Origin of the sequence: Staphylococcus sp. GDY8P85P, assembly GCF_017892405.1 — a bacterium.
Taxonomy (GTDB): Bacteria; Bacillota; Bacilli; order Staphylococcales; family Staphylococcaceae; genus Staphylococcus; species Staphylococcus borealis.
In genome coordinates this window covers 1-24652 of sequence record NZ_JAESLA010000043.1, presented here as the reverse complement: position 1 = coordinate 24652, position 24652 = coordinate 1, and the positions used below count along the sequence as shown (strand labels likewise).

At 33.4% G+C, this 24652-nt stretch carries 20 protein-coding genes and 2 pseudogenes; all 22 read left to right on the top strand.

The window, feature by feature from the left end; translation table 11 throughout:
• Positions 1-23 precede the first annotated feature (23 nt).
• Positions 24-308, top strand: coding sequence for an RNase P modulator RnpM (gene rnpM / locus KA828_RS09630; RefSeq protein ID WP_075108562.1), 285 nt, complete (start codon positions 24-26; stop codon positions 306-308).
• A complete protein-coding gene (locus KA828_RS09625; protein ID WP_053029325.1) occupies positions 305-622 on the top strand; it encodes a YlxQ family RNA-binding protein in 318 nt (105 codons plus the stop codon). Before rnpM ends, KA828_RS09625 begins: the two co-directional genes overlap by 4 nt.
• Positions 623-626: 4 nt before the next feature.
• Positions 627-2780 carry a translation initiation factor IF-2 gene (gene infB, locus KA828_RS09620; protein WP_210126134.1) on the top strand — a complete coding sequence of 718 codons (2154 nt, stop codon included), beginning with the start codon at positions 627-629 and terminating at the stop codon, positions 2778-2780.
• Positions 2781-3267: 487 nt separating this feature from the next.
• The gene (locus tag KA828_RS09615) at positions 3268-3864 is read left to right on the top strand and encodes a DUF5780 domain-containing protein (protein WP_210126133.1); all 597 of its coding nucleotides are present in this window, start codon (positions 3268-3270) and stop codon (positions 3862-3864) included.
• Positions 3865-4001: 137 nt separating this feature from the next.
• Positions 4002-4352: a 30S ribosome-binding factor RbfA gene (rbfA, locus tag KA828_RS09610; protein ID WP_053029328.1), complete on the top strand. Its 351-nt coding sequence runs from the start codon at positions 4002-4004 to the stop codon at positions 4350-4352.
• Between the two features lie 316 nt (positions 4353-4668).
• Complete coding sequence (gene truB, locus KA828_RS09605) at positions 4669-5586, top strand: tRNA pseudouridine(55) synthase TruB (RefSeq protein ID WP_075109168.1); 918 nt, start codon at positions 4669-4671, stop codon at positions 5584-5586.
• A 14-nt stretch (positions 5587-5600) separates the two neighbouring features.
• A complete protein-coding gene (ribF, locus tag KA828_RS09600; RefSeq protein ID WP_193839411.1) occupies positions 5601-6572 on the top strand; it encodes a riboflavin biosynthesis protein RibF in 972 nt (323 codons plus the stop codon).
• Positions 6573-6685: 113 nt separating this feature from the next.
• Entirely contained in the window at positions 6686-6955 is a 270-nt protein-coding gene (gene rpsO, locus KA828_RS09595; RefSeq protein ID WP_053018906.1) for a 30S ribosomal protein S15, read from the top strand.
• Positions 6956-7090: 135 nt separating this feature from the next.
• Positions 7091-9193: a polyribonucleotide nucleotidyltransferase gene (gene pnp, locus KA828_RS09590; RefSeq protein WP_053029331.1), complete on the top strand. Its 2103-nt coding sequence runs from the start codon at positions 7091-7093 to the stop codon at positions 9191-9193.
• 386 nt (positions 9194-9579) lie between these two features.
• Positions 9580-11253 carry a ribonuclease J2 gene (gene rnjB, locus KA828_RS09585; protein WP_053029332.1) on the top strand — a complete coding sequence of 558 codons (1674 nt, stop codon included), beginning with the start codon at positions 9580-9582 and terminating at the stop codon, positions 11251-11253.
• Between the two features lie 239 nt (positions 11254-11492).
• Positions 11493-12153 (top strand): annotated as a pseudogene (locus KA828_RS13425) (cell division protein FtsK); the annotation flags it as partial.
• Between the two features lie 74 nt (positions 12154-12227).
• Positions 12228-13910 (top strand): annotated as a pseudogene (locus tag KA828_RS09580) (DNA translocase FtsK); the annotation flags it as partial.
• 3 nt (positions 13911-13913) lie between these two features.
• The gene (locus tag KA828_RS09575) at positions 13914-14630 is read left to right on the top strand and encodes a GntR family transcriptional regulator (protein WP_210126131.1); all 717 of its coding nucleotides are present in this window, start codon (positions 13914-13916) and stop codon (positions 14628-14630) included.
• 25 nt (positions 14631-14655) lie between these two features.
• Positions 14656-15930, top strand: coding sequence for an EF-P 5-aminopentanol modification-associated protein YfmF (yfmF, locus tag KA828_RS09570; protein ID WP_210126130.1), 1275 nt, complete (start codon positions 14656-14658; stop codon positions 15928-15930).
• Complete coding sequence (gene yfmH, locus KA828_RS09565) at positions 15930-17219, top strand: EF-P 5-aminopentanol modification-associated protein YfmH (RefSeq protein WP_210126129.1); 1290 nt, start codon at positions 15930-15932, stop codon at positions 17217-17219. The genes yfmF and yfmH overlap by 1 nt, the downstream gene beginning before the upstream one ends.
• Positions 17219-17923, top strand: a complete 705-nt coding sequence (gene ymfI, locus KA828_RS09560; protein WP_210126128.1) for an elongation factor P 5-aminopentanone reductase — start codon at positions 17219-17221, stop codon at positions 17921-17923. Before yfmH ends, ymfI begins: the two co-directional genes overlap by 1 nt.
• Before the next feature lie 128 nt (positions 17924-18051).
• Positions 18052-18882, top strand: coding sequence for a YmfK family protein (locus KA828_RS09555; RefSeq protein ID WP_016930681.1), 831 nt, complete (start codon positions 18052-18054; stop codon positions 18880-18882).
• A gap of 21 nt (positions 18883-18903) precedes the next feature.
• On the top strand, positions 18904-19296 hold the full coding sequence (locus tag KA828_RS09550) for a helix-turn-helix domain-containing protein (protein WP_075109161.1): 393 nt from the start codon (positions 18904-18906) through the stop codon (positions 19294-19296).
• 33 nt (positions 19297-19329) lie between these two features.
• Positions 19330-19905 carry a CDP-diacylglycerol--glycerol-3-phosphate 3-phosphatidyltransferase gene (gene pgsA, locus KA828_RS09545; RefSeq protein ID WP_053029338.1) on the top strand — a complete coding sequence of 192 codons (576 nt, stop codon included), beginning with the start codon at positions 19330-19332 and terminating at the stop codon, positions 19903-19905.
• Between the two features lie 157 nt (positions 19906-20062).
• Positions 20063-21205: a CinA family nicotinamide mononucleotide deamidase-related protein gene (locus KA828_RS09540; protein ID WP_210126127.1), complete on the top strand. Its 1143-nt coding sequence runs from the start codon at positions 20063-20065 to the stop codon at positions 21203-21205.
• A gap of 175 nt (positions 21206-21380) precedes the next feature.
• Positions 21381-22427, top strand: coding sequence for a recombinase RecA (gene recA / locus KA828_RS09535; protein ID WP_053029340.1), 1047 nt, complete (start codon positions 21381-21383; stop codon positions 22425-22427).
• A 613-nt stretch (positions 22428-23040) separates the two neighbouring features.
• The gene (gene rny / locus KA828_RS09530) at positions 23041-24600 is read left to right on the top strand and encodes a ribonuclease Y (RefSeq protein ID WP_070855547.1); all 1560 of its coding nucleotides are present in this window, start codon (positions 23041-23043) and stop codon (positions 24598-24600) included.
• The last annotated feature ends 52 nt before the right edge of the window (positions 24601-24652 follow it).

Here is a 24652-nt window from a genome sequence, read left to right as displayed (position 1 = left end):
AAATAATTGGGGTGAGTAATTAAGTGAAGAAGAAAAAGATTCCAATGCGCAAATGTATTATTACAAATGAAATGCGTCCCAAGAAAGATATGATTCGCGTTGTTATTAACAAAGAAGGCGACATTTTTGCTGATGGTACTGGCAAACAACAAGGTAGAGGCGCTTATGTTTCAAAAGATGTACACAGTGTAGAAGCAGCTCAAGAAAAGGGCGTACTTGAAAGATATTTCAATGCAGATTCTGCAAAGCTAGACCCTGTTTATAAAGAAATTATACGTTTGATTTATAGAGAAGAGATTCCTAAATGAATAAAGAACAAATTTTAAATTTTTTAGGTTTAGCAATGAGAGCGCGTAAAGTGAAATCTGGCGAATCTGTATTGCTTACTGAGATTAAGAAAAATAATATTAAACTTGTTATCATGGCATCGGATGCCTCAGAAAACACCTTGAAAAATATAAAAAATAAATGTGAAACGTATCATGTCCCATTTAGGATTTTTAGTACAAGAGCAGAATTAGGACAATCTTTAGGTAAGTCGGAACGTGTAAACATAGGAGTGATAGACTCTGGGTTTGCGTCTAAGCTTACGTCGATGATAGATGAATATTGTAAGGAGTGATTATATGAGTAAAAAAAGAATTTACGAATATGCGAAAGAATTAAATGTTAAGAGTAAAGAGATTATAGATGAGTTAAAAAGTATGAATGTTGAAGTTTCTAACCATATGCAAGCGTTAGAGGACGATCAAATTAAATCGCTTGATAAAAAGTTTAAACCACAAGAAAGTGGTAATGATACGAAACAAAACACTCAAAATAATCACCAAAAACAACAAAACAATAACAATAATAAAAATAATAAACAAAACAACAAAGGTAACGAGAATCAAAAAGGCAATCATAACAACAAAAATAACAATAACAAAGGCAATAACAAAAATAATAAAAACAACAAGAATAACAAGAACAACAAAAATAATAAAGGTAACAAAAATAACAAGCCGGCAGCAGAACCAAAAGAAATGTCTTCTAAAATCACATATGAAGAAGGTATCACAGTTGGCGAATTAGCTGATAAACTTAATATTGAATCATCAGGAATTATTAAAAAGTTATTCTTATTAGGTATTGTTGCTAATATTAACCAAGCGTTAGATGAAGAAACATTAGAATTAATTGCCGACGATTATGGTGTTGAACTAGAGAAAGAAGTCGTAGTGAACGAAGAAGATTTATCAATTTATTTTGATGAAGAAGAAGATGATCCTGATGCAATTGAACGTCCAGCGGTAGTTACTATTATGGGACACGTTGACCATGGTAAAACAACATTACTTGATTCAATTCGCCACACTAAAGTAACAGCAGGAGAAGCAGGTGGTATCACACAACATATCGGTGCTTATCAAATTGAAAATGCAGGCAAAAAAATCACATTCCTTGATACGCCAGGACACGCTGCATTTACTACAATGCGTGCGCGTGGTGCGCAAGTAACAGACATCACAATTCTAGTTGTTGCAGCCGATGATGGTGTAATGCCACAAACAATTGAGGCAATTAACCATGCTAAAGAAGCTAATGTTCCTACAATTGTAGCAGTGAATAAAATTGATAAACCAACTGCAAACCCTGATCGTGTAATGCAAGAATTAACAGAATATGGTTTAATTCCTGAAGATTGGGGCGGTGAAACAATCTTTGTTCCACTTTCAGCATTAAGTGGTGACGGTATTGATGATTTATTAGAAATGATTGGTTTAGTTGCTGAAGTACAAGAATTAAAAGCGAATCCTAATAAACAAGCGATTGGTACAGTAATTGAAGCAGAATTAGATAAATCTCGTGGTCCTGCCGCTTCATTATTAGTTCAAAATGGTACTTTAAACGTTGGAGATTCTATCGTAGTAGGTAATACATTTGGACGAATTCGTGCAATGGTTAATGATTTGGGACAAAGAATTAAATCAGCTGGTCCTTCTACACCTGTTGAAATTACAGGAATTAATGATGTACCGTTAGCCGGAGACCGCTTTGTTGTCTTCAAAGATGAGAAACAAGCGCGTCGTATTGGTGAAGCGCGCCATGAAGCTAGCGTTATTCAACAACGTCAAGAAAGCAAAAATGTATCATTAGATAATTTATTCGAACAAATGAAACAAGGTGAAATGAAAGACCTTAATGTTATTATCAAAGGTGACGTTCAAGGTTCAGTTGAAGCACTTGCAGCTTCTCTTATGAAGATTGATGTTGAAGGCGTTAACGTGCGCATTATTCATACAGCAGTTGGTGCAATTAATGAATCAGACGTTACATTAGCTAATGCGTCAAATGGTATTATCATTGGTTTCAATGTGCGTCCTGACGCAGGTGCTAAACGTGCTGCAGAAGCTGAAAATGTTGATATGAGACTTCATCGTGTTATTTATAACGTTATTGAAGAAATTGAATCAGCTATGAAAGGTTTACTTGATCCTGAATTTGAAGAACAAGTCATTGGACAAGCTGAAGTACGTCAAACATTCAAAGTGTCTAAAGTTGGTACAATTGCAGGTAGTTATGTTACTGAAGGTAAGATTACTCGTAACGCAGGTGTACGTATTATTAGAGACGGTATTGTGTTATTCGAAGGTGAATTAGACACATTGAAACGTTTCAAAGATGATGCTAAAGAAGTAGCCCAAGGTTATGAATGTGGTATCACAATTGAAAAATTCAATGATATTAAAGAAGGCGACATTATCGAAGCATTCGAGATGGTTGAAATCGAAAGATAAAACGATGAGTTATGAAGTGGACTGAGTCTGTGACATAATTTCATCAAAATAGCAAAATAGCCAGTAAATGAGTTTTTATAAATTCATTTACTGGCTTTTTCATTTTACAATACCTCGTATGATAGGCGCGCTTGCCCAATTTGTTTAGTTTGTGAAATCTCTTTTCAAGATTTTTTATATTGGAGCTCGCGTTCAACGACATTTCATTATCATTTAGATTTAATTACTTAAGTACTAGTGTGCTTATTTTCATGAAGTTAATGCTCCTGAAAAACAGTCTCTACAAAATGCTTCTTTATGCATAGACAAAATCTAAGTTCTCAAATCTCAAAATAGAAAAATCACTTTAAAACTTTCTTATCTATTTATATTTTAAGATAAAAAAGTAAACAAAAAAGAAAAAGTTATATAATAATCAAAATGAAAATTTTGATATTATATATTCATTATAAAAAATAAAAATTTTGAGATTTCAAAGGGGAAAACTATGAAAAAAATTGCAAATTTAACAATAGGCTGTTGCTTGAGTGGGGTTATACTATTATCAGGATGTAGTTCTGTAAAAGCTGGAAAAGAAGGTGGAATGTTAACTTCATATAATGCAACATCACTTGATAAAAAATTAAATAATCAAGATGTGCACGTCGGGACAGTAAAATTTATTGATAAAGACACTAATGATGGATATGTACGCGCGTTTGATCAATTAAATCCAATTATAGTAAATGAGAGTAATAAAGATATTAAAGAAGTGACTGTAGCAGTAGCAGCATGGGATAAAAACGGCTTGCCGGTTAAACCTGAGTTTGCTATGGCTCTTAGTGGTGAATCTTATATTAATAATTACATAGATGAAGAAATTAATTTGACCGGCCATGGAGATAGTAAGAAAGAAATATTTAATTTAAAAGATGATAAAGATATTGAAACATATAAGTTTATTGTTTCTGAATATAAAGATTTTGAAGGCCACACTTGGAAGAATCCACTTTATGATAAATTTGAGAAAATTTATGGTCAAAAACGATTAAAAGATATTAAAGGAAGCAAAAACTCAACGATTTCAATTGATAAAGAACATTAGAAATTTTGTTTTTAGCGCCAATAAGATATAATGAAATAATGAATAAATTTTTATGATAAATTTAGTTTCTATGTCTTTACGAGCATAGTTATAAGGGTATAATAAAAAGACAAATTTTTTAAAGAGGTGAAATATCCATGAGTAACATGAGAGCAGAACGCGTGGGCGAACAAATGAAGAAAGAAATTATGGATATCGTAAATAATAAAGTTAAAGATCCTAGAGTGGGCTTTATCACAATTACGGATGTTGAATTAACAAACGACTTATCACAAGCTAAAGTGTACCTTACTGTGTTAGGTAGTGAAAAAGAGGTTAATGATACATTCAAAGCTTTAGATAAAGCAAAAGGATTCATTAAATCTGAATTAGGTTCAAGAATGAGACTACGAATTATTCCAGAATTATTCTTTGAATATGATGAATCAATTGAGTATGGTAATAAAATTGAGAAAATGATTCAAGATTTGCATAAGCAAGATAGATAATTATCTATTAACTAAGTTATAGCAATAAACTTAGTTATTTTATTGCCATTACAAACACAAATTGAACGAGAAATAGAGTAAACACTAATTTTTAAGCTATTCAAAATAATCGTCGCTTATACGGGGGTGGGACAATAAATTCAAATCGAATGATGTTCCACTCCCGTCTCATTTTGAGTTTCAAGGGCATATTGATGGTATGTGAAAAGTGTGATTTGCTAAGTCAATTTAAGTTATGACAATTAATTTTCATAACACATATTCAGTCAGATAAGTTATGATACATAGAGGTAGTTAAAATGAAGGACGTGAAAAAATGTATAACGGTATTTTACCCGTTTATAAAGAACGTGGATTGACGAGTCATGATGTCGTCTTCAAACTAAGAAAGATTTTAAAAACTAAGAAGATTGGTCATACTGGAACCTTAGATCCTGAAGTGTCAGGTGTATTGCCTATATGTATTGGTCCTGCAACGCGTGTAAGTGATTATGTCATGGACATGGGTAAATCCTATCATGCTACTATTACATTAGGAGAAAGTACTACTACTGAAGACCAGACGGGTGAAGTTATAGATAAAGTTGAGGTTCTTGAAGATGAGATTAATACAACCGACATAGATGACGTTTTGAAAACTTTTGAAGGTCTTATAGAACAAATTCCACCCATGTATTCATCTGTTAAAGTCAATGGGAAAAAGTTATATGAATACGCAAGAAATGGTGAAACAGTTGAAAGGCCAGTGCGTCAAGTGAAAATTGATTTGATTGAGCGTACATCTGATCTCCAATTTGAAGATAAAAAATGTCATTTTAATATTAAGGTGAAATGTGGTAAAGGAACTTATATTCGTACACTTGCTACGGACATCGGTAAACAATTAGGTTATCCGGCACACATGTCTTTATTAACACGAACGAATTCAGGTGGTTTTGATGTTGAGAATAGTCTCACATTAGAGCAAATTTCTCAATTACATGAGCAAGACGCATTACAATCGCAACTTTTTCCTATAGAATATGGTTTGAAAAGTTTGCCAAAAATCAACATTTCTGATGAGAATATGAAAAAAAGAATATTAAATGGACAAAAGTTTAATAAAAGACTTTTTAATCAAATCATTGACGAACAATTAGTTTTTGTTGATTCTGAAACTCAGAAAGTAATGGCAATTTATGTTCAACATCCAGATAAAAAATATGAAATAAAACCTAAAAAAGTATTTAATTAAAGGAGTCAAAAGTTATGAAAGTGATAGAAGTAACCCATCCAATTCAAGAAGATCAATTGATAAAAGAAGACGTTGCGATGGCATTTGGCTTTTTTGATGGCATGCATCGTGGTCATCATAAAGTGTTCGAAGCATTGGATGAGCGTGCTGCAGCGAAAAATCTAAAAAAGGCAGTTACAACATTTGATCCTCACCCTTCTGTCGTGTTAAATCCAGAACGTAAACGTACGGACTATTTAACACCACTTTCAGATAAACTTGAGATGATTGAACAACATGATGTAGATTATTGTATTGTAATCAATTTTTCATCACGTTTTGCGAGTGTAACCGCAGAAGAATTTGTCCAAGATTATATTATTAATAATCATGTGCAAGAAGTAGTTGCTGGATTTGATTTTACATATGGTAAATTCGGAAAAGGTAACATGTCTGTATTAAATGAAATGGATGAATTTAGCACAACCATTGTTGGTAAACAAGAGATGGAAACCGAAAAAATTTCTACTACAGCGATTAGGGAAGCTTTGAAAGAAGGTAATTTAAAAAAAGCCAATGAGCAATTAGGTTATCTTTACAGAATTAAAGGGACAGTAGTACAAGGGGAAAAACGAGGTCGTACTATTGGATTCCCAACCGCAAATGTTCAACCAAGTGATGACTATGTATTACCTAAAAAAGGTGTTTACGCTGTAAGTATGGCAATTGGTGCCGAAAATAAAATCTATCGTGGTGTCGCTAATGTTGGTGTGAAACCTACTTTCCATGACCCATCAAAAGCTGAAGTAGTAATTGAAGTTAACATTTTTGATTTTAATGACAATATATATGGTGAGCGTGTCATAGTATATTGGCATCATTACTTGAGACCAGAAGTGAAATTCGATGGTATCGATCCTTTAGTTGAACAAATGAACAATGATAAAGAAAAAGCTAAATACCTACTATCGGTTGATTTTGGTGATGATGTATCGTATAATATCTAAAGTTGAGTTCTAAGAAATAGAATTCACTACTATTATTCCTTTATCTTGGCGGGTTGAGACTCCGACGCCTAGCTCAGATTAAGGTGTATACAAATTTTAGGAGGAATTTAATTATGGCAATTACACAAGAACGTAAAAACGAAATTATCAAAGAATATCGCGTGCACGAAACTGACACTGGTTCACCAGAAGTACAAATCGCTGTTTTAACTGCAGAAATCGCTGCATTAAACGAACATTTACGTGAACACAAAAAAGATCACCATTCACGTCGTGGATTATTAAAAATGGTAGGTCGTCGTCGTCACTTATTAAACTACTTACGTAGTAAAGATATTCAACGTTACCGTGAATTAATTAAATCATTAGGTATTCGTCGTTAATTCTAATATATTAAGAGGAAAGCACCATTTAGTTTGGTACTTTCCTTTTTTTATCGTTTAATATTAAACACTAATATAAAATTTTAAAAATAAATGATATGATGTAGTTAATAGATTTCAGAGAGGAGATTCATAATGTCTCAAGAAAAAAAAGTATTTAAAACTGAGTGGGCTGGAAGATCGTTAACGATTGAGACAGGGCAACTAGCTAAACAAGCTAATGGTGCAGTGCTAGTACGCTACGGAGATACTGTCGTATTATCAACTGCTGTTGCATCTAAAGAACCACGTGATGGTGACTTTTTCCCATTAACAGTTAACTATGAAGAAAAAATGTATGCTGCTGGTAAAATTCCAGGAGGATTTAAAAAACGTGAAGGTCGTCCAGGAGATGAAGCAACATTAACAGCACGTCTAATCGATAGACCGATTCGACCACTATTCCCAAAAGGATACCGTCATGATGTTCAAATTATGAACACGGTGCTTAGTGCAGACCCAGATTGTTCACCAGAAATGGCAGCAATGATAGGTTCTTCAATGGCATTAAGTGTTTCAGATATCCCATTCCAAGGACCAATTGCTGGTGTGAATGTAGGTTATGTAGATGGTAAATATGTCATTAATCCTACTGTCGCAGAGAAAGAAGTTTCGCGCCTAGATTTAGAAGTTGCTGGTCATAAAGATGCAGTAAACATGGTAGAAGCTGGTGCAAGCGAAATAACTGAGAAAGAAATGTTAGAAGCCATCTTCTTTGGTCATGACGAAATCAAACGTTTAGTAGCATTCCAAGAAGAAGTGATAGCACACATTCAACCAGTTAAGAAAGAATTCGTGCCTGTAGAACGTGATGAAGCATTAGTATCAAGAGTTAAAGCATTAACTGAAGAAAAAGGTCTAAAAGAAACTGTTTTAACTTTTGATAAGCAACAACGTGATGAAAATTTAGACACGTTAAAAGCTGAGATTGCAACTGAATTTATTGACGAAGCAGATCCTGAAAATGAATTGTTAATTGACGAAGTTTATGCAATTTTAAATGATTTAGTTAAAGAAGAAGTGCGTCGTCTTATCGCTGATGAAAAGATTAGACCAGATGGACGAAAACCAGATGAAATTCGACCGCTTGAATCAGAAGTTGGATTATTACCACGTGCACATGGTTCAGGGCTGTTCACACGTGGACAAACTCAAGCTTTATCTGTGCTCACATTGGGTGCCTTAGGCGATTATCAATTAATTGATGGTTTAGGACCAGAACAAGAAAAACGTTTCATGCATCATTATAATTTTCCTAATTTCTCAGTAGGTGAAACTGGTCCAGTGAGAGCACCAGGTCGTCGAGAAATTGGACATGGTGCTTTAGGTGAAAGAGCATTAAAATACATTATTCCAGATACATCTGAATTCCCATATACTGTTCGTATTGTAAGTGAAGTATTAGAATCTAATGGTTCATCATCACAAGCATCTATTTGTGGTTCAACATTAGCTTTAATGGATGCAGGTGTGCCAATTAAAGCACCTGTTGCTGGTATAGCTATGGGGTTAGTAACACGAGAAGATAGTTATACCATACTTACAGATATTCAAGGCATGGAAGATGCATTAGGCGATATGGATTTCAAAGTGGCTGGTACGAAAGATGGTATCACTGCGATTCAAATGGATATTAAAATTGACGGTTTAACACGTGAAGTCATTGAAGAGGCTTTAGAGCAAGCTAGACAAGGTCGTTTGGCAATTATGGATCACATGCTACAAACGATTGATCAACCACGTAAAGAACTAAGTGCTTATGCACCTAAAGTGGAAATCATGCATATTAAACCTGAAAAGATTAGAGACGTTATTGGACCAGGTGGTAAGAAAATTAACGAAATCATCGATGAAACTGGTGTTAAATTAGACATTGAGCAAGATGGTACAATCTTTATTGGTGCAGTTGATCAAGACATGATCAATCGTGCGCGTGAAATTATTGAAGAAATTACACGTGAGGCTGAAGTAGGTCAAGTTTATAACGCAAAAGTTAAACGTATTGAAAAATATGGAGCATTTGTTGAATTATTTGCTGGTAAAGATGCGTTACTACACATTTCTCAAATTTCAAAAGAACGCATTAATAAAGTAGAAGATGTATTGAGTATTGGAGATACAATCGAAGTTAAAATTACTGAAATTGATAAACAAGGTCGCGTTAACGCATCTCACAAAGTATTAGATGAAAATAAATAAACAGTAAAGTGCTTGTTAGAAACGCATTTTTAACTTAGTCAATACCTGTTGTTTTACTAGTATGAGCGTCTAGGATATAAAAAATATAATAATGCTATTTTGCAAATTCAAAGTAGCTGACAGAACTGAGAAGGCATTTAGATCAAGTTTTTCTCTGTTCTAGTCATCCATACGGGGGTGGGACTCGAATTTAAGAAAAATTCTGTCCCACTTTCTTTTATTTTGCGCGATTTAATAAATCAATCCTTATTTTTTATTAAATACTAAATTCAATCATGACTATAATGCCCTGAGAAACACTTTAATAGTGTACATCCAACATAAATTAAATTATAATAAATTATGAGTTTATATGGACGGGGATTTTTATAATAGGAGGTAACATTTTGAGTTTAGTGAAAAAAAAGAATGACGATATTCGTATCATTCCACTTGGTGGTGTGGGCGAAATCGCAAAAAATATGTATATCGTTGAAGTAGACGATGAAATGTTTATGTTAGATGCGGGGTTAATGTTCCCAGAAGATGAAATGTTAGGTGTAGATATCGTTATTCCTGACATCCAATATGTCATTGATAATAAAGATAAATTAAAAGGAATCTTTTTAAGCCATGGTCATGAACATGCTATCGGTGCGGTTAGCTATATTTTAGAACAAATTGATGCACCTGTGTATGGCTCTAAATTAACGTTAGCGCTTGTTAAAGAAAATATGAAGTCTCGTAACGTTAAGAAGAAAGTTCGTTATTATACAGTTAATCACGATTCAGTTATGCGATTTAAAAATGTTAATATTACGTTCTTTAATACTACACATAGTATTCCTGATAGTTTAGGTATTTGTATTCACACGTCATACGGTTCTATCGTATATACTGGTGAATTTAAATTTGACCAAAGTTTACAAGGACACTATGCACCTGATATCAAACGTATGGCTGAAATTGGTGAAGAGGGTGTCTTCGCATTAATTAGTGATTCTACAGAAGCTGAGAAACCAGGCTATAATACACCTGAGAATGTAATTGAATCGCATATTTATGATGCGTTTGCGAAAGTGAAAGGTCGTTTAATTGTGTCTTGTTATGCTTCTAATTTTATTAGAATTCAACAAGTATTAAATACAGCAAGTAAATTGAACCGTAAAGTTTCATTTTTAGGTCGTTCATTAGAAAGTTCTTTTAATATTGCACGTAAAATGGGATATTTTGATATTCCTAAAGACTTACTAATTCCAATTAATGAAGTAGGAAATTACCCTAAAAACGAAGTGGTAATTATAGCTACTGGTATGGAAGGCGAACCTATCGAGGCATTGAGTCAAATGGCGCAACATAAGCATAAAATTATGAATATCGAAGAAGGAGATTCTGTATATTTAGCGATTACTGCATCAGCGAATATGGAAGTAATTATTGCTGATACATTAAATGAATTAGTGCGTGCAGGTGCATATATTATTCCTAATAATAAAAAAATTCATGCATCTAGTCATGGTTGCATGGAAGAATTAAAAATGATGATTAATATCATGAAACCTGAATACTTTATCCCTGTTCAAGGTGAATTTAAAATGCAGATTGCACATGCTAAATTAGCTAATGAAACAGGCGTAGCACCGGAGAAAATTTTCTTAGTTGAAAAAGGTGACGTTATACACTACGACGGTAAAGACATGGTATTAAACGAAAAAGTTAATTCTGGCAATATTCTCATCGATGGTATCGGTGTAGGAGATGTTGGTAATATCGTTTTAAGAGATCGTCATTTACTTGCAGAAGACGGTATTTTTATCGCAGTTGTTACATTGGATCCGAAAAACAGACGAATTGCTGCTGGTCCAGAAATTCAATCACGTGGATTTGTATATGTCCGTGAGAGTGAAGAATTAATGAAGGAAGCAGAAGAAAAGGTTCGTGAAATTGTTGAAGCAGGTCTTCAAGAAAAACGTATTGAATGGTCTGACATTAAACAAAATATGCGAGATCAAATCAGTAAATTGTTATTTGAAAGTACGAAACGTCGTCCAATGATTATACCAGTTATTTCTGAAATATAAGATATATACAATCAAAAAGAGGTCGGGACAACATCACAGTTGTGTAATAATTTTAAAGGCAACGTTTGAGAATAGCCTTAATTATTCACTTTATTTTATGACACTTTGAGTCTAAATGTGGTATGTATTGTTCCAACCTCTTTCGTACTTTTAATAATATTAATAATACATATCGGAAAAATGAGAATTAGATGTTTTACAAAGAGTTACTAAGTGAGAAATAAAGAAGGTGTACGATTTTGCCACAAACTAAGAAAAAAACTACAACCCGTAAAAAGGGCGCAACAACCCGTAAATCGACTAAAAAAAAGCAACAGAAGAAGGACAGTTCTTTACGCTATGTTATTGCAATCATAATAGTCATTTTGTCGATTTTAGGAATGTTCCAATTAGGCATTGTGGGTCGAATGATAGATAGCTTTTTCAATTATTTGTTTGGAATGAGTCGCTATTTAACATACATATTACTCAGTTTAATTACGGTTTATATAGCAATGCAAAAGCAATTCCCTAAGACAAGACGTACTTTCGGATTGATATCGCTACAATTTGTGTTATTGATTACAACACAAATTATTTACCATTTTCAAAAAGGGGCGGTATCTCAAAGAGAACCAGTTCTATCTTATGTCTATAAGGCTTATGAACATAGTCATTTTCCAAATTTCGGTGGGGGTTTAATAGGATTCTATTTACTTAAAATATTTATTCCACTTATTTCCATTGCAGGTGTCATCATCCTCACATTAATCTTATTAAGTTCAAGTATTATACTATTGCTTAAACTTAGACATAGAGATGTTGTCAAATCTTTAATTGATAAAATGAAAAATTCGAGTCAAAGTGCGTCATCTAATTTGAAAGAAAAAAGAGCACAAAATAAACTCAAAAAAGAAGCGCGCCAACGTGAAAAAGAAGTAGAGCGTGAGCGTCAAAGACAAAATGAATTTGAGCAAGAACAACTTGAGTCAGAGCAAATTAAAGATGTAAGTGATTTTCCAGAAGTTAATCCAGAAGCGGAAGACATTCCTATTTATGGTCATAGTGAGTCGCAAGAAAATAAGCAACCTCCTGTTAACAAGCGCAAGAAAAGACAATTTGGTATTAATAACGAAGATCATGCTAAAGAAGTAAATCAAAATAACGAAAGGCATCAACGCCATAATACAAAGTCAGATTCAGCTTCTAATGATGATCATCAAATGAACGGTTCGATTTCTGAAGCGGGAGAAGAGGCTAATGCTGCATATCACATTCCGCCATTATCATTACTTAATCAGCCAGCTAAACAACAAACAACTTCTAAGGCTGAAGTTCAACGTAAAGGCCAAATACTTGAATCTACAATGAAAAACTTTGGTGTTAATGCTAAAGTGAAACAGATTAAAATTGGGCCAGCCGTAACACAATATGAAATTCAACCTGCTCAAGGCGTTAAAGTAAGCAAAATTGTGAACTTACATAATGATATTGCACTTGCATTAGCAGCAAAAGATGTACGTATTGAAGCGCCAATACCTGGACGTTCAGCAGTAGGTATTGAAGTGCCAAATGATAAGATTTCATTAGTTACCCTTAAGGAAGTGCTTGAATCTAAATTTCCAGCAAGTAACAAATTAGAAGTAGGTCTTGGTAGAGATATTTCTGGTGAACCAATGACAATTCAATTAAATGAAATGCCACACCTTCTTGTTGCCGGTTCAACAGGTAGCGGTAAGTCTGTATGTATTAACGGTATTATAACTAGTATTCTATTAAACGCTAAACCACATGAGGTCAAGCTCATGTTGATTGACCCTAAGATGGTAGAATTAAATGTGTATAATGGGGTGCCACATTTATTAATACCAGTAGTGACCAATCCACATAAAGCCTCTCAAGCCTTAGAAAAAGTAGTGGCAGAAATGGAACGACGCTATGATTTATTCCAACATTCGTCTACACGTAACATTGAAGGGTATAATAAATTTATACGTCGTCAAAATGAAGAACTCGATGAGAAACAAGCAGAATTACCATATATCGTAGTTATTGTAGATGAATTAGCTGATCTGATGATGGTTGCAGGTAAAGAAGTTGAGAATGCCATTCAACGTATTACTCAAATGGCCAGAGCAGCAGGCATTCATTTAATCGTTGCAACTCAAAGACCATCAGTAGATGTAATCACTGGTATCATTAAAAATAATATTCCTTCACGTATTGCATTTGCCGTAAGTTCTCAAACTGATTCTAGAACAATTATTGGCTCTGGTGGAGCCGAAAAGTTACTCGGCAAAGGTGATATGCTCTATGTAGGTAATGGAGAGTCATCTCAAACGCGTGTACAAGGTGCTTTCTTAAGTGACCAAGAAGTTCAAGATGTTGTTAATTATGTTGTTGAACAACAAAAAGCGAATTACGTGAAAGAAATGGAACCAGATGCACCTGTAGACAAATCAGAAATGAAGAGTGAAGATACTCTGTATGATGATGCCTATATATTTGTTATTGAGCAACAAAAAGCAAGTACGTCGCTATTACAACGACAATTTAGAATTGGCTATAATCGTGCTTCTAGATTAATGGATGATTTAGAACGAAACCAAGTTATCGGACCGCAAAAAGGTAGTAAACCAAGACAAGTATTAGTAAATTTAGATGATGAAGAGGTGTAAATGATGACAGAGATAAATGCAGCTTTTAAAGTTAAGGAGTATATTCTAAAGCAAATTAAAGAAAAATCTTTAAAACCTGGTGATAAACTACCTAGCAATTTATCTATTGCCAGAGAATTGAATGTGAAAACAGACGATGTCTATGATGCAATTGGTGAACTTATTACTGAACAAGTTTTGACTGATAACTTTGAAGAAGGACCAAGTGTAAAGTCATTACACCCCTTCTTCTATCCATTAAATAAATTATTCAGCATAAACGATATGATTCAAGAAGCAGGTTACCACTCAGGAACTGAATATTTGAGTTTAGAGGAACAACCTGCCTCCATATTAGATGCACAAATGTTAGGCATTGAAGATAAACAACCAATTACAATTATTGAGCGTCTACGCACTGCAAATCATCAGCCAGTTATTTATTGTTTGGATAAAATTTCAAAAGATTATCTTACCTGTACTGATTATCAAATCAGTGATGGTTCCATGCTAAATGCAATTGAGACGAATACCGGTCATAAAGTTGCTTCTGCTGAAACAGAAGTTGAAGCAATTAGTTATGAGCCACATATTTCTGATATTCTGAACGCTTCTCCACATGAAGGTTTAATGTTATTAAAGGTTGTACATTATGATGAATTGGGTAAACCTATTTTATATTCTTTAAATTATGTGAAGAGCAGTTTAGTTAAATTTAAACTGACACGTACAAAAATATAGATTTGATATTAAGGAGTGTGGATGAATGTTAGAACAACAAATCAATCAAGATCAACACATACATATCGATGTGTTACCTACAGATAAATTTAAGACAACTATGATTACTTTCAAATTTATGGCACCTTTAGATTACGAAACCATCACAGCACGATCTTTACTTAGTAAATTATTAGTTCGTGCTACACAAAAATGGTCAACTGATAAAGCGTTTAGTAAACAACTGTCAGAATTATATGGTGCTTACATACATAGTTTTGTTTCTAAATTTAAAGATAAACATGTGATCACTATCTCATTAGAAATTGTTAATGAACGTTACCTCAAAGATTCAACACCACTTTTTGAAAAAGGATTGAATGTCTTATATGAAGTAATCAATCAACCACTCATTGAAAATAGTGCGTTTAATGAAACATTTGTCAATCAAGAAAAATCTCTACTAACTAAAAAAATTGAAGCTATTATCGATAATAAGGCGCAATATTCATTTTTAAATTTATTAAAATACATGTTTAAAGATGAACCGTATCGCTATTTAGCGACAGGGCAAATTGAGAAAATAAATACAATTACACCTAAAAGCTTATATCATACATATCAAAATATGATTAACAATGATCAATGTTCGGTTTATGTTGTTGGCAATGTAGATGAACAAGAAGTTAAGCAATTAATTAAGTCGAAATTTATAATTAAACCATTTGAAATGACGCAATCTAATGAACCGTATTTAATGGATTCAAACTCAGAACCACAATATATTGTTGAAGAGGATGAAGTGGACCAAGCAAAATTAAATATGGGCTATCGCTTTCCAACGCGTTTTGGGGCACAAGATTATTATGCATTAGTAGTATTAAATACGATGTTTGGTGGGGACCCATCATCCGTTTTATTTAATGAAGTACGTGAAAAACAAAGTCTAGCCTATTCAATCCATTCACAATTAGATGGTAAAAATGGTTATCTCTTTGTATTAAGTGGTGTATCAGCAGATAAATTTGAACTTGCTAAAGATACAATTTTGGAAGAGTTTGATAAATTTAAACGTGGTGAATTTGACGAAAATAAATTAGAACTCGCCAAAAAAATTATCATCTCCCATAGACATGAGATTGCCGATCGACCTAAAAGTATTATCGAAGTTATGCAAAATCAGTTACTTTTAGAATGTGTGCAAACAGATGAAAACTATATTAATCACATCCAAAAAGTTACTAAAGAAGATGTGGTAACTATGGCCAATAAAGCTAAACTTGATACAATTTATGCACTTACGAAGGGTGGTCATTCTTAATGAAAGAAACATATTATGAACTCATTGATGAGCGTGTATTTGAACATGAATTAGCTAATGGGTTACGTTTATTCGTTATTCCAAAAAAAGGGTTTCAAAAAACATTCGTAACGTATACGACTCAATTTGGCTCTCTAGATAATACTTTTAAACCACATAATCAAGATGCGTTTGTAACTGTACCAGATGGCGTCGCTCACTTTTTAGAGCATAAATTATTTGAAAAGGATGACACTGAAGATTTATTTACTGCATTTGCAAGTGATAATGCGCAAGTCAATGCATTTACTAGTTTTGATCGTACTAGTTATTTATTCAGTGCCACAGATAATGTTGAAAGTAATATTCTAAGATTATTAGAAATGGTAGAGACACCATTCTTTTCAAAGGAAACGGTTGATAAAGAAAAAGGGATTATCGCTGAAGAAATAAAAATGTATCAAGAACAACCTGGCTATAAAATTATGTTTAATACGCTACGTGCAATGTATCAAGATCATCCAATTAAAGTGGATATAGCTGGTAGCGTAGAGAGTATCTATAATATTACAAAAGATGACTTATATCTATGTTATGAAACATTTTATCATCCATCGAATATGGTGTTATTTGTAGTTGGCGATGTGAATCCAGAAAATATACGCGATATTGTTGAAACGCATGAAAATAAAAGAGATAAAACGAATCAACCTAAAATTGAAAGAGCAACTATTGATGAGCCAACTAAAGTGATAACACCATTTGTAACTGAAGAAATGAAGCTACAGTCACCTAGGTTAATGTTAGGATTTAAAAATGAACCAACTAAGGCATCGCCACAACAATATGTACAACATGATTTAGAAATGACACTATTTTTCGAATTAGTATTTGGTGAAGAAACGGATTTCTATCAAACATTATTGAATGAAGATTTGATTGATGAATCATTTGGCTATCAATTTGTGCTCGAACCTACCTATTGTTTCTCAATCATTACGAGTGCGACACAACATCCAAATAAGTTAAAAGAAGTGTTATTAAATGAACTCAACATGCATCGCGGTAAATTGAAAGACCAAGAAGCATTTGATTTATTGAAAAAACAATTTATTGGTGAATATATTTCAAGTTTAAATTCTCCTGAATATATAGCGAATCAATATGCTAAATTATATTTTGAGGGTGTCAGTGTGTTCGATATGTTAGATATTATTGAGAATATAACATTAGATAGTATTAATGAAACAGCATCTAAGTTTTTAAATATTGATAATATGGTTGATAGTCGTTTGGAGCTTAAATCTTAATGAGAGCATTAGTACTTGGTGGCTCAGGAAGTATTGGTACAGCAATTGTAGAACGGTTATTAGAGGAAGGTAACGAAGTCATTGTTCAATATTTTCAATCTGATATAAGTACGTTACAAGCTAAGTATGAAGGAGAAGCTGTTGAATTTATACAAGCTGATTTATCACAAGATATTGATTTGGAAGAAACTTTTGGCCATGTGAAACATATTGATTGCTTGATTTATAGTAGTGGTACAGCTTTGTACGGCTTATTACAAGATATGTCTGATGAAGATATTGATCATAGCTACAATATTCATGTTAAGCAATTAATACGATGTTGTCGTTATTTTATAGATACAATACGTCATAGTGAATTTGGTCGAATTATTGTTATTTCGTCCATTTGGGGGGAAACAGGTGCAAGTATGGAGACCATTTATTCTACAATGAAGAGTGCTCAAATTGGCTTTGTTAAAGCGCTAAGCCAGGAATTAGCAATGACGAATGTCACTGTCAATGCAGTTACGCCTGGTTTTGTAAGTGGTAATATGGCAGAATCATTTAATTCAGAAGATATGTCGTCTATTTTAGCAGAGTTACCACAACAGCGAATGATAACTCCTGATGAAATTGCTCATACATGTGCTTATTTGTGGAGTCCACTTGCAAAAAGTGTTACTGGAACAATTCAAAAAGTCAATGGTGCTTGGTATATCTAATTTGAGACAGATTGAAAACGCAGAATGAAAAAATTAGTGTTTGTATTAAGTTCTAAATGCTATAATATGATTACTAATTTTTAATATTCCAATGGTAGGTTACCATTTAAAACAAGGGGCGGATATTGATGACAGTAGCCGAAAAAAAAGAATGGTATCTTGAGTATGAAATCACGGTTAACCGAGCAGGGTTACTAGGTGATATTTCAAGTTTACTTGGCATGTTAGGCATAAGTATTGTTACGATTAATGGGGTAGATCAAGGCCGACGAGGTTTATTAATTAAAACAGATAGTCTCGAAAAAGTTAATCGCTTTGAACATATAATCAATGAACTGAGTGAAATAGAAATAACCAAATTAAGAGTACCTGAATTGCGTGATAGATTAGCTGTAAGGCATGGACGTTATATTGAACAAGATGCTGATGATAAAAAGACATTTCGTTTTGAACGTGAAGATTTAGGATTATTAGTTGATTTTTTGGCTGAACTTTTCAAAGAGGAAGGTCATAAGTTGATTGGTATCAGAGGGATGCCACGTGTAGGAAAAACAGAATCTATAGTAGCTGGAAGCGTATGTGCTCATAAACGTTGGTTATTTATAAGCTCTACTTTAATTAAGCAAACTGTTCGCAGTTCACTTATTAAAGGGGAATATGATTCAAATCATGTCTATATTATTGATGGCGCTGTCACTGCTAGAGAATCAAATCCTAAGCATCAAGAATTAGTTCGTGAAGTCATGACATTACCATCAATTAAGGTGGTTGAACATCCTGATTTATTTGTAGAATCAGGGAACTATAGCATGGATGATTTTGATTATATTATTGAATTGAGAGAGAATGAAAATCAAGAAATTGAATATGATCAAATGAAGCAACAAACAGTTAAAAGTAAAAATTCGCTAGACTTTGGAGAAGACATGTTTGGCGGAGGTTTTGGATTTTTTGAATAGTGGTTGTGGAGGCTTTTGAAAGTGAAGACAATTGGTGAAACATTGAAAGGTAGACGCGAAAGGTTAGGTATGACTTTAGCAGAGTTAGAAGAACGTACTCAAATTAAACGTGATACGCTTAAATTAATCGAAGAAAACCGCTTTGATGAATTAGCGAAAGTGGACTATGCAGAGGGATTTATTCGCCGTTATGCGAGTGTAGTAAATATAGATTCATATCAATTGATACAAGCGCATCGTGAGGAAATACCGGATAGTCAACATCAATTAAATGAACTTCTGAACAGATACCATAACGATGAAGCACCTACATATCGCACTAAAGATAAAGAACCTCTTCAATTAATGATATTAATTGGCGGTATCATTGTCATTACGTTTATCTTATGGGTCTTAGCTGTGTTACTATTATAAAGTAAGAGATAAAATTAGAAATGAGGCTTTAACATGAATATACCAAATCAAATCACGATTTTTAGGGTAATATTAATTCCAGTTTTCATTTTATTTGCTCTAGTGAACTTTGGATTTGGCAATGTATCTATTTTAGGTGGATTTGACATTCGCATTGAGCAACTTATTGCTGCAATTATTTTTATTGTAGCCTCTTTAAGTGACTTTCTTGATGGATACTTAGCTAGAAAATGGCAACTTGTAACGAATATGGGTAAATTTTTAGATCCTTTAGCTGACAAATTACTCGTTTCAAGTGCATTAATTGTTATGGTCCAATTAGGACTTACGAATTCTGTCGTAGCCATTATTATTATTGCACGTGAATTTGCAGTTACAGGATTACGATTATTACAAATTGAGCAAGGTTTTGTAAGTGCGGCAGGACAATTAGGCAAAATTAAAACTGCTGTGACTATGGTTGCAATTATCTGGATTTTACTGGGTGATTTATTAGCAACTTGGATAGGTATTCAAATAGGCCAAGTATTACTTTATATTGGTGTTTTATTTACGATTTTATCTGGTATTGAATACTTTTATAAAGGTAGAGATGTTTTTAAACATTAAATTAGTGAAAATATAACCAAGAATACTAGTGAATAGAAAGACAACGCTATTCCTAGTTATTCTTGGTTTTTTAAGTTTAAATTTTAGAATAAGCGTCATTCGATACATTATAATAATAGATGTCGTGTAAGAATTATCACTATAGGGAGAAATGAACATGAATATTTCAATTATTGCTGTAGGTTCAGAACTTTTATTGGGTCAAATTGCCAATACAAATGGACAATATTTATCAAGATTATTTAACAGTATTGGAAAAAGTGTCGTTGAACATACGGTTATTGGAGACAATCCGCAAAGATTAGAACGTGTGATTAAAGACGGGTTAAAACGATATGACACAATTGTGTTCACTGGAGGATTAGGACCTACGAAAGACGATTTAACAAAGCATACTGTTGCAAAAGTGCTTGGTAAAAATCTAGTAACTGATGCTACAGCATTAGAATATATAGAAAATTATTTTAAAGAACAAGGTCAAGAAATGACGCCGAATAATAAACAACAAGCGTTAGTTATTGAAGGTGCTAAAGTATTACAAAATCACTATGGAATGGCACCAGGTATGTTAGTGGAAATAGAAGATAAGAAAGTTATTTTGTTACCTGGTCCGCCAAGTGAAATGAAACCAATGGCCAAAAATGAATTATTACCTTGTTTAATGGATGATGATAGCGTTATTTTTTCAGAACAATTGAGATTTGCTGGAATTGGAGAATCTAAAGTTGAAACTGAATTAATGGATTTAATTGATCATCAAGATAACCCAACCATCGCACCGTTAGCTGGTACGCATGAAGTATATATAAGATTGACTGCCAATGCCGATACGAAAAACGAGTGTAAAAACTTAATTGAACCTACTAAGAATGCAATTCTTGATAGAATTGGTAAATATTATTATGGTTCAGATGATATTGTAATTGAACAAGCACTAATGAATGCTATGGATACACGCTTTAGTCTATATGATGGTGTGACTAATGGCGCACTGTACACACGATTAAAAAATTATGATACCAATCATCTTCTAGAGGGACAATTACCAGATTCACGTGTCTTTATCTCTGAGATAGATAATATTGAAGATAAACTTAAATACGCAACACAATATGTAAAAGATTTATATAAAACTAAATTGGGTATAGCGTTATTACATGATCAAGAGCAAGTTTATCTTGGGTATAGCGATGAACGTATATTTAAATTTGAAACATTTAAAATGCCGTTAAAACGAAATATATTACAAAACAGAAGTCAAAATTATGCCATGATAAAATTATTAAATTGGTTTAAATAATGTTTCTTTTTGAAAATATGAGCACTTATTGAGTACGTTTGTTCGATTTTGTGGTAGGACACTTCAATAAAAGCGAACAAATATTCGCGAAAAACTTGTAATTAGATTCAAATGAATGTATAGTATTAGTTAAGATATTAATACGAGGATTAACTCATTAATAGGAGGTTTCGCTTTGGATAATGATCGTCAAAAAGCTTTAGATACAGTTATAAAAAATATGGAAAAATCTTTCGGTAAAGGTGCCGTTATGAAACTAGGCGACAACAAAGGACGTCGTGTTTCAAGTGTATCAAGTGGCTCAGTTACTTTAGATAATGCACTTGGTGTAGGAGGTTATCCTAAAGGTAGAATCATTGAGATTTATGGTCCAGAAAGTTCTGGTAAAACTACAGTAGCTTTACATGCTATTGCTGAAGTACAGAAGAATGGTGGCGTTGCTGCATTCATCGATGCCGAACACGCATTGGATCCAGTATATGCTGAAGCACTAGGTGTAGATATTGATAATTTATATCTATCACAACCAGACCATGGTGAACAAGGTTTAGAAATTGCCGAAGCTTTTGTTCGAAGTGGTGCAGTAGATATAGTAGTAGTTGACTCTGTTGCAGCATTAACACCTAAAGCAGAAATTGAAGGTGAGATGGGTGATACACATGTGGGACTTCAAGCCCGTTTAATGTCACAAGCACTACGTAAATTATCTGGTGCCATTTCGAAATCGAATACTACGGCTATATTCATTAACCAAATACGTGAAAAAGTTGGGGTTATGTTTGGTAACCCTGAAACTACACCAGGTGGACGTGCGTTAAAATTCTATAGCTCTGTACGTTTAGAAGTTCGTCGTGCTGAACAGTTAAAACAAGGACAAGAAATTGTTGGTAATAGAACTAAGATTAAAGTCGTAAAAAATAAAGTTGCACCTCCATTTAGAGTTGCTGAAGTAGACATCATGTATGGTCAAGGTATCTCTAAAGAAGGTGAACTGATTGATCTTGGTGTTGAAAATGATATCGTAGATAAATCAGGTGCATGGTATTCTTATAACGGTGATCGCATGGGTCAAGGTAAAGAAAATGTAAAAACGTATCTTAAAGAAAATCCACAAGTTAAAGAAGAAATTGATCGTAAATTACGAGAAAAACTTGGTATTTTTGATGGTGATGTTGAGGATAAAGAAGAAGATGCGCCTCAAACATTATTTGATGAAGAATAGCGTTTAAAACTTTAATTTTGAATTAAACACATGTATATTAATTTACTTGAAACGTATGAGTAAACAAAACGATTCATTTAAATAGTTGCTTGAAACATGAAAAGAGTCTTCTACATTTGATAAGCTACTTTCGTTATGGACAATGAAAAAAGTGTCAACAGAAGTAGTGTATCAGTGAAAATGTAGTAGACTTTTTTGTTATATAAAAATAGAACTTTCAATGAATACATAGTTTGAGAAAACGTTATAAATAGTCATAGCAATTTGCTGTATGGCATTGAATTTAGCAAACACTTAAATAAAATGAATTCAATTAAATAGATATCCCGGTTGTATATGACCCAACACAAGAAATCACACCAAGAAATTCAACAAGCAAAGCAAGGTGGGGATCGGGGCCCCAGCAAAGAGAATTTCCATTAGAAATTCAACAAGCAAAGCAAGGTGGGGATCGGGGCTTGGAATGAATGACCACCACACCAGTGCAATTTCATATCTTGACACTAACAAGTTAATAAACGTACAATTGATATGTATAATTATTATACATTCATAAAAATCATGAAGAGATTTTGATATACAAAGCAAATACCTAGAAAAAGGAGGTGTTTATGTGAATTTATTAAACCTCCTACTCATTTTGCTGGGGATTATTCTAGGGGTTGTTGTGGGGTATATTGTAGCCCGAAATTTATTGCATCAAAAGCAATTACAAGCTAGACAAACTGCTGATGATATTATTAAGCAAGGTCAAAAAGAAGCTGATAATATCAAAAAAGAAAAATTATTAGAGGCAAAAGAAGAAAACCAAATCATAAGAGAACAAACTGAATCAGAACTACGTGAAAGACGTGGTGAGCTTCAAAGACAAGAAGCCCGACTTCTTCAAAAAGAGGAAAATTTAGATCGAAAATCTGATCTTCTTGATAAAAAAGATGAGATTTTAGAGCAAAAAGAATCTAAACTTGAAGAAAGACAACAACAAGTAGATGCAAAAGAGAGTAGTGTTCAGACATTAATAATGAAGCATGAACAAGAATTAGAACGCATCTCCGGTCTCACTCAAGAAGAAGCTGTAAATGAACAACTTCAAAGGGTTGAACAAGAACTGTCACAAGATATTGCTGTACTTGTTAAAGAAAAAGAAAAAGAAGCTAAAGAGAAAGTTGATAAAAAAGCAAAAGAATTATTGGCTACTACCGTACAACGTTTAGCTGCTGATCATACGACAGAATCAACAGTTTCAGTAGTTAATTTACCAAATGATGAGATGAAAGGTCGCATAATTGGTAGAGAAGGTAGAAATATTAGAACTTTAGAAACATTAACAGGTATTGATTTAATCATTGATGATACACCAGAAGCAGTCATTTTATCTGGTTTTGATCCAATTAGACGTGAAATCGCGCGTACTGCATTAGTTAATTTAGTCTCAGATGGACGTATCCATCCAGGCAGAATAGAAGAAATGGTTGATAAAGCTAGAAAAGAAGTAGATGACATTATAAGAGATGCTGGTGAACAAGCCACATTTGAAATTAATGTTCATAACATGCACCCAGACTTAGTTAAAGTTTTAGGTCGTCTTAATTATAGAACAAGCTATGGTCAAAACGTCTTAAAACATTCAATTGAAGTAGCGCATTTATCAGGAATGTTAGCTGCTGAACTAGGGGAAGATGTCAGCTTAGCCAAACGTGCTGGATTGCTTCATGATGTAGGTAAAGCCATCGATCATGAAGTTGAAGGAAGTCACGTAGAAATTGGTGTTGAACTAGCTAAGAAATATGCAGAAAATGACACTGTCATTAATGCAATTCATTCACATCACGGTGATGTAGAACCTACGTCAATCATATCTATTTTGGTAGCAGCTGCTGATGCATTATCTGCAGCAAGACCAGGTGCTCGTAAAGAGACATTAGAGAATTATATACGTAGATTGGAACGTTTAGAAACACTTTCTGAAGGTTATGATGGTGTTGAAAAAGCATTCGCAATCCAAGCAGGTCGAGAAATAAGAGTCATTGTATCACCTGAGGAAATAGACGACTTGAAGTCACACAGGTTGGCTAGAGACATTAAATCACAAATTGAAGATGAACTACAATATCCTGGTCACATCAAAGTGACAGTTGTAAGAGAGACAAGAGCAGTAGAGTATGCGAAATAATTTTTAACAGATCCAATTTTTGGATCTGTTTTTTTGGCTCTATAATAAATTG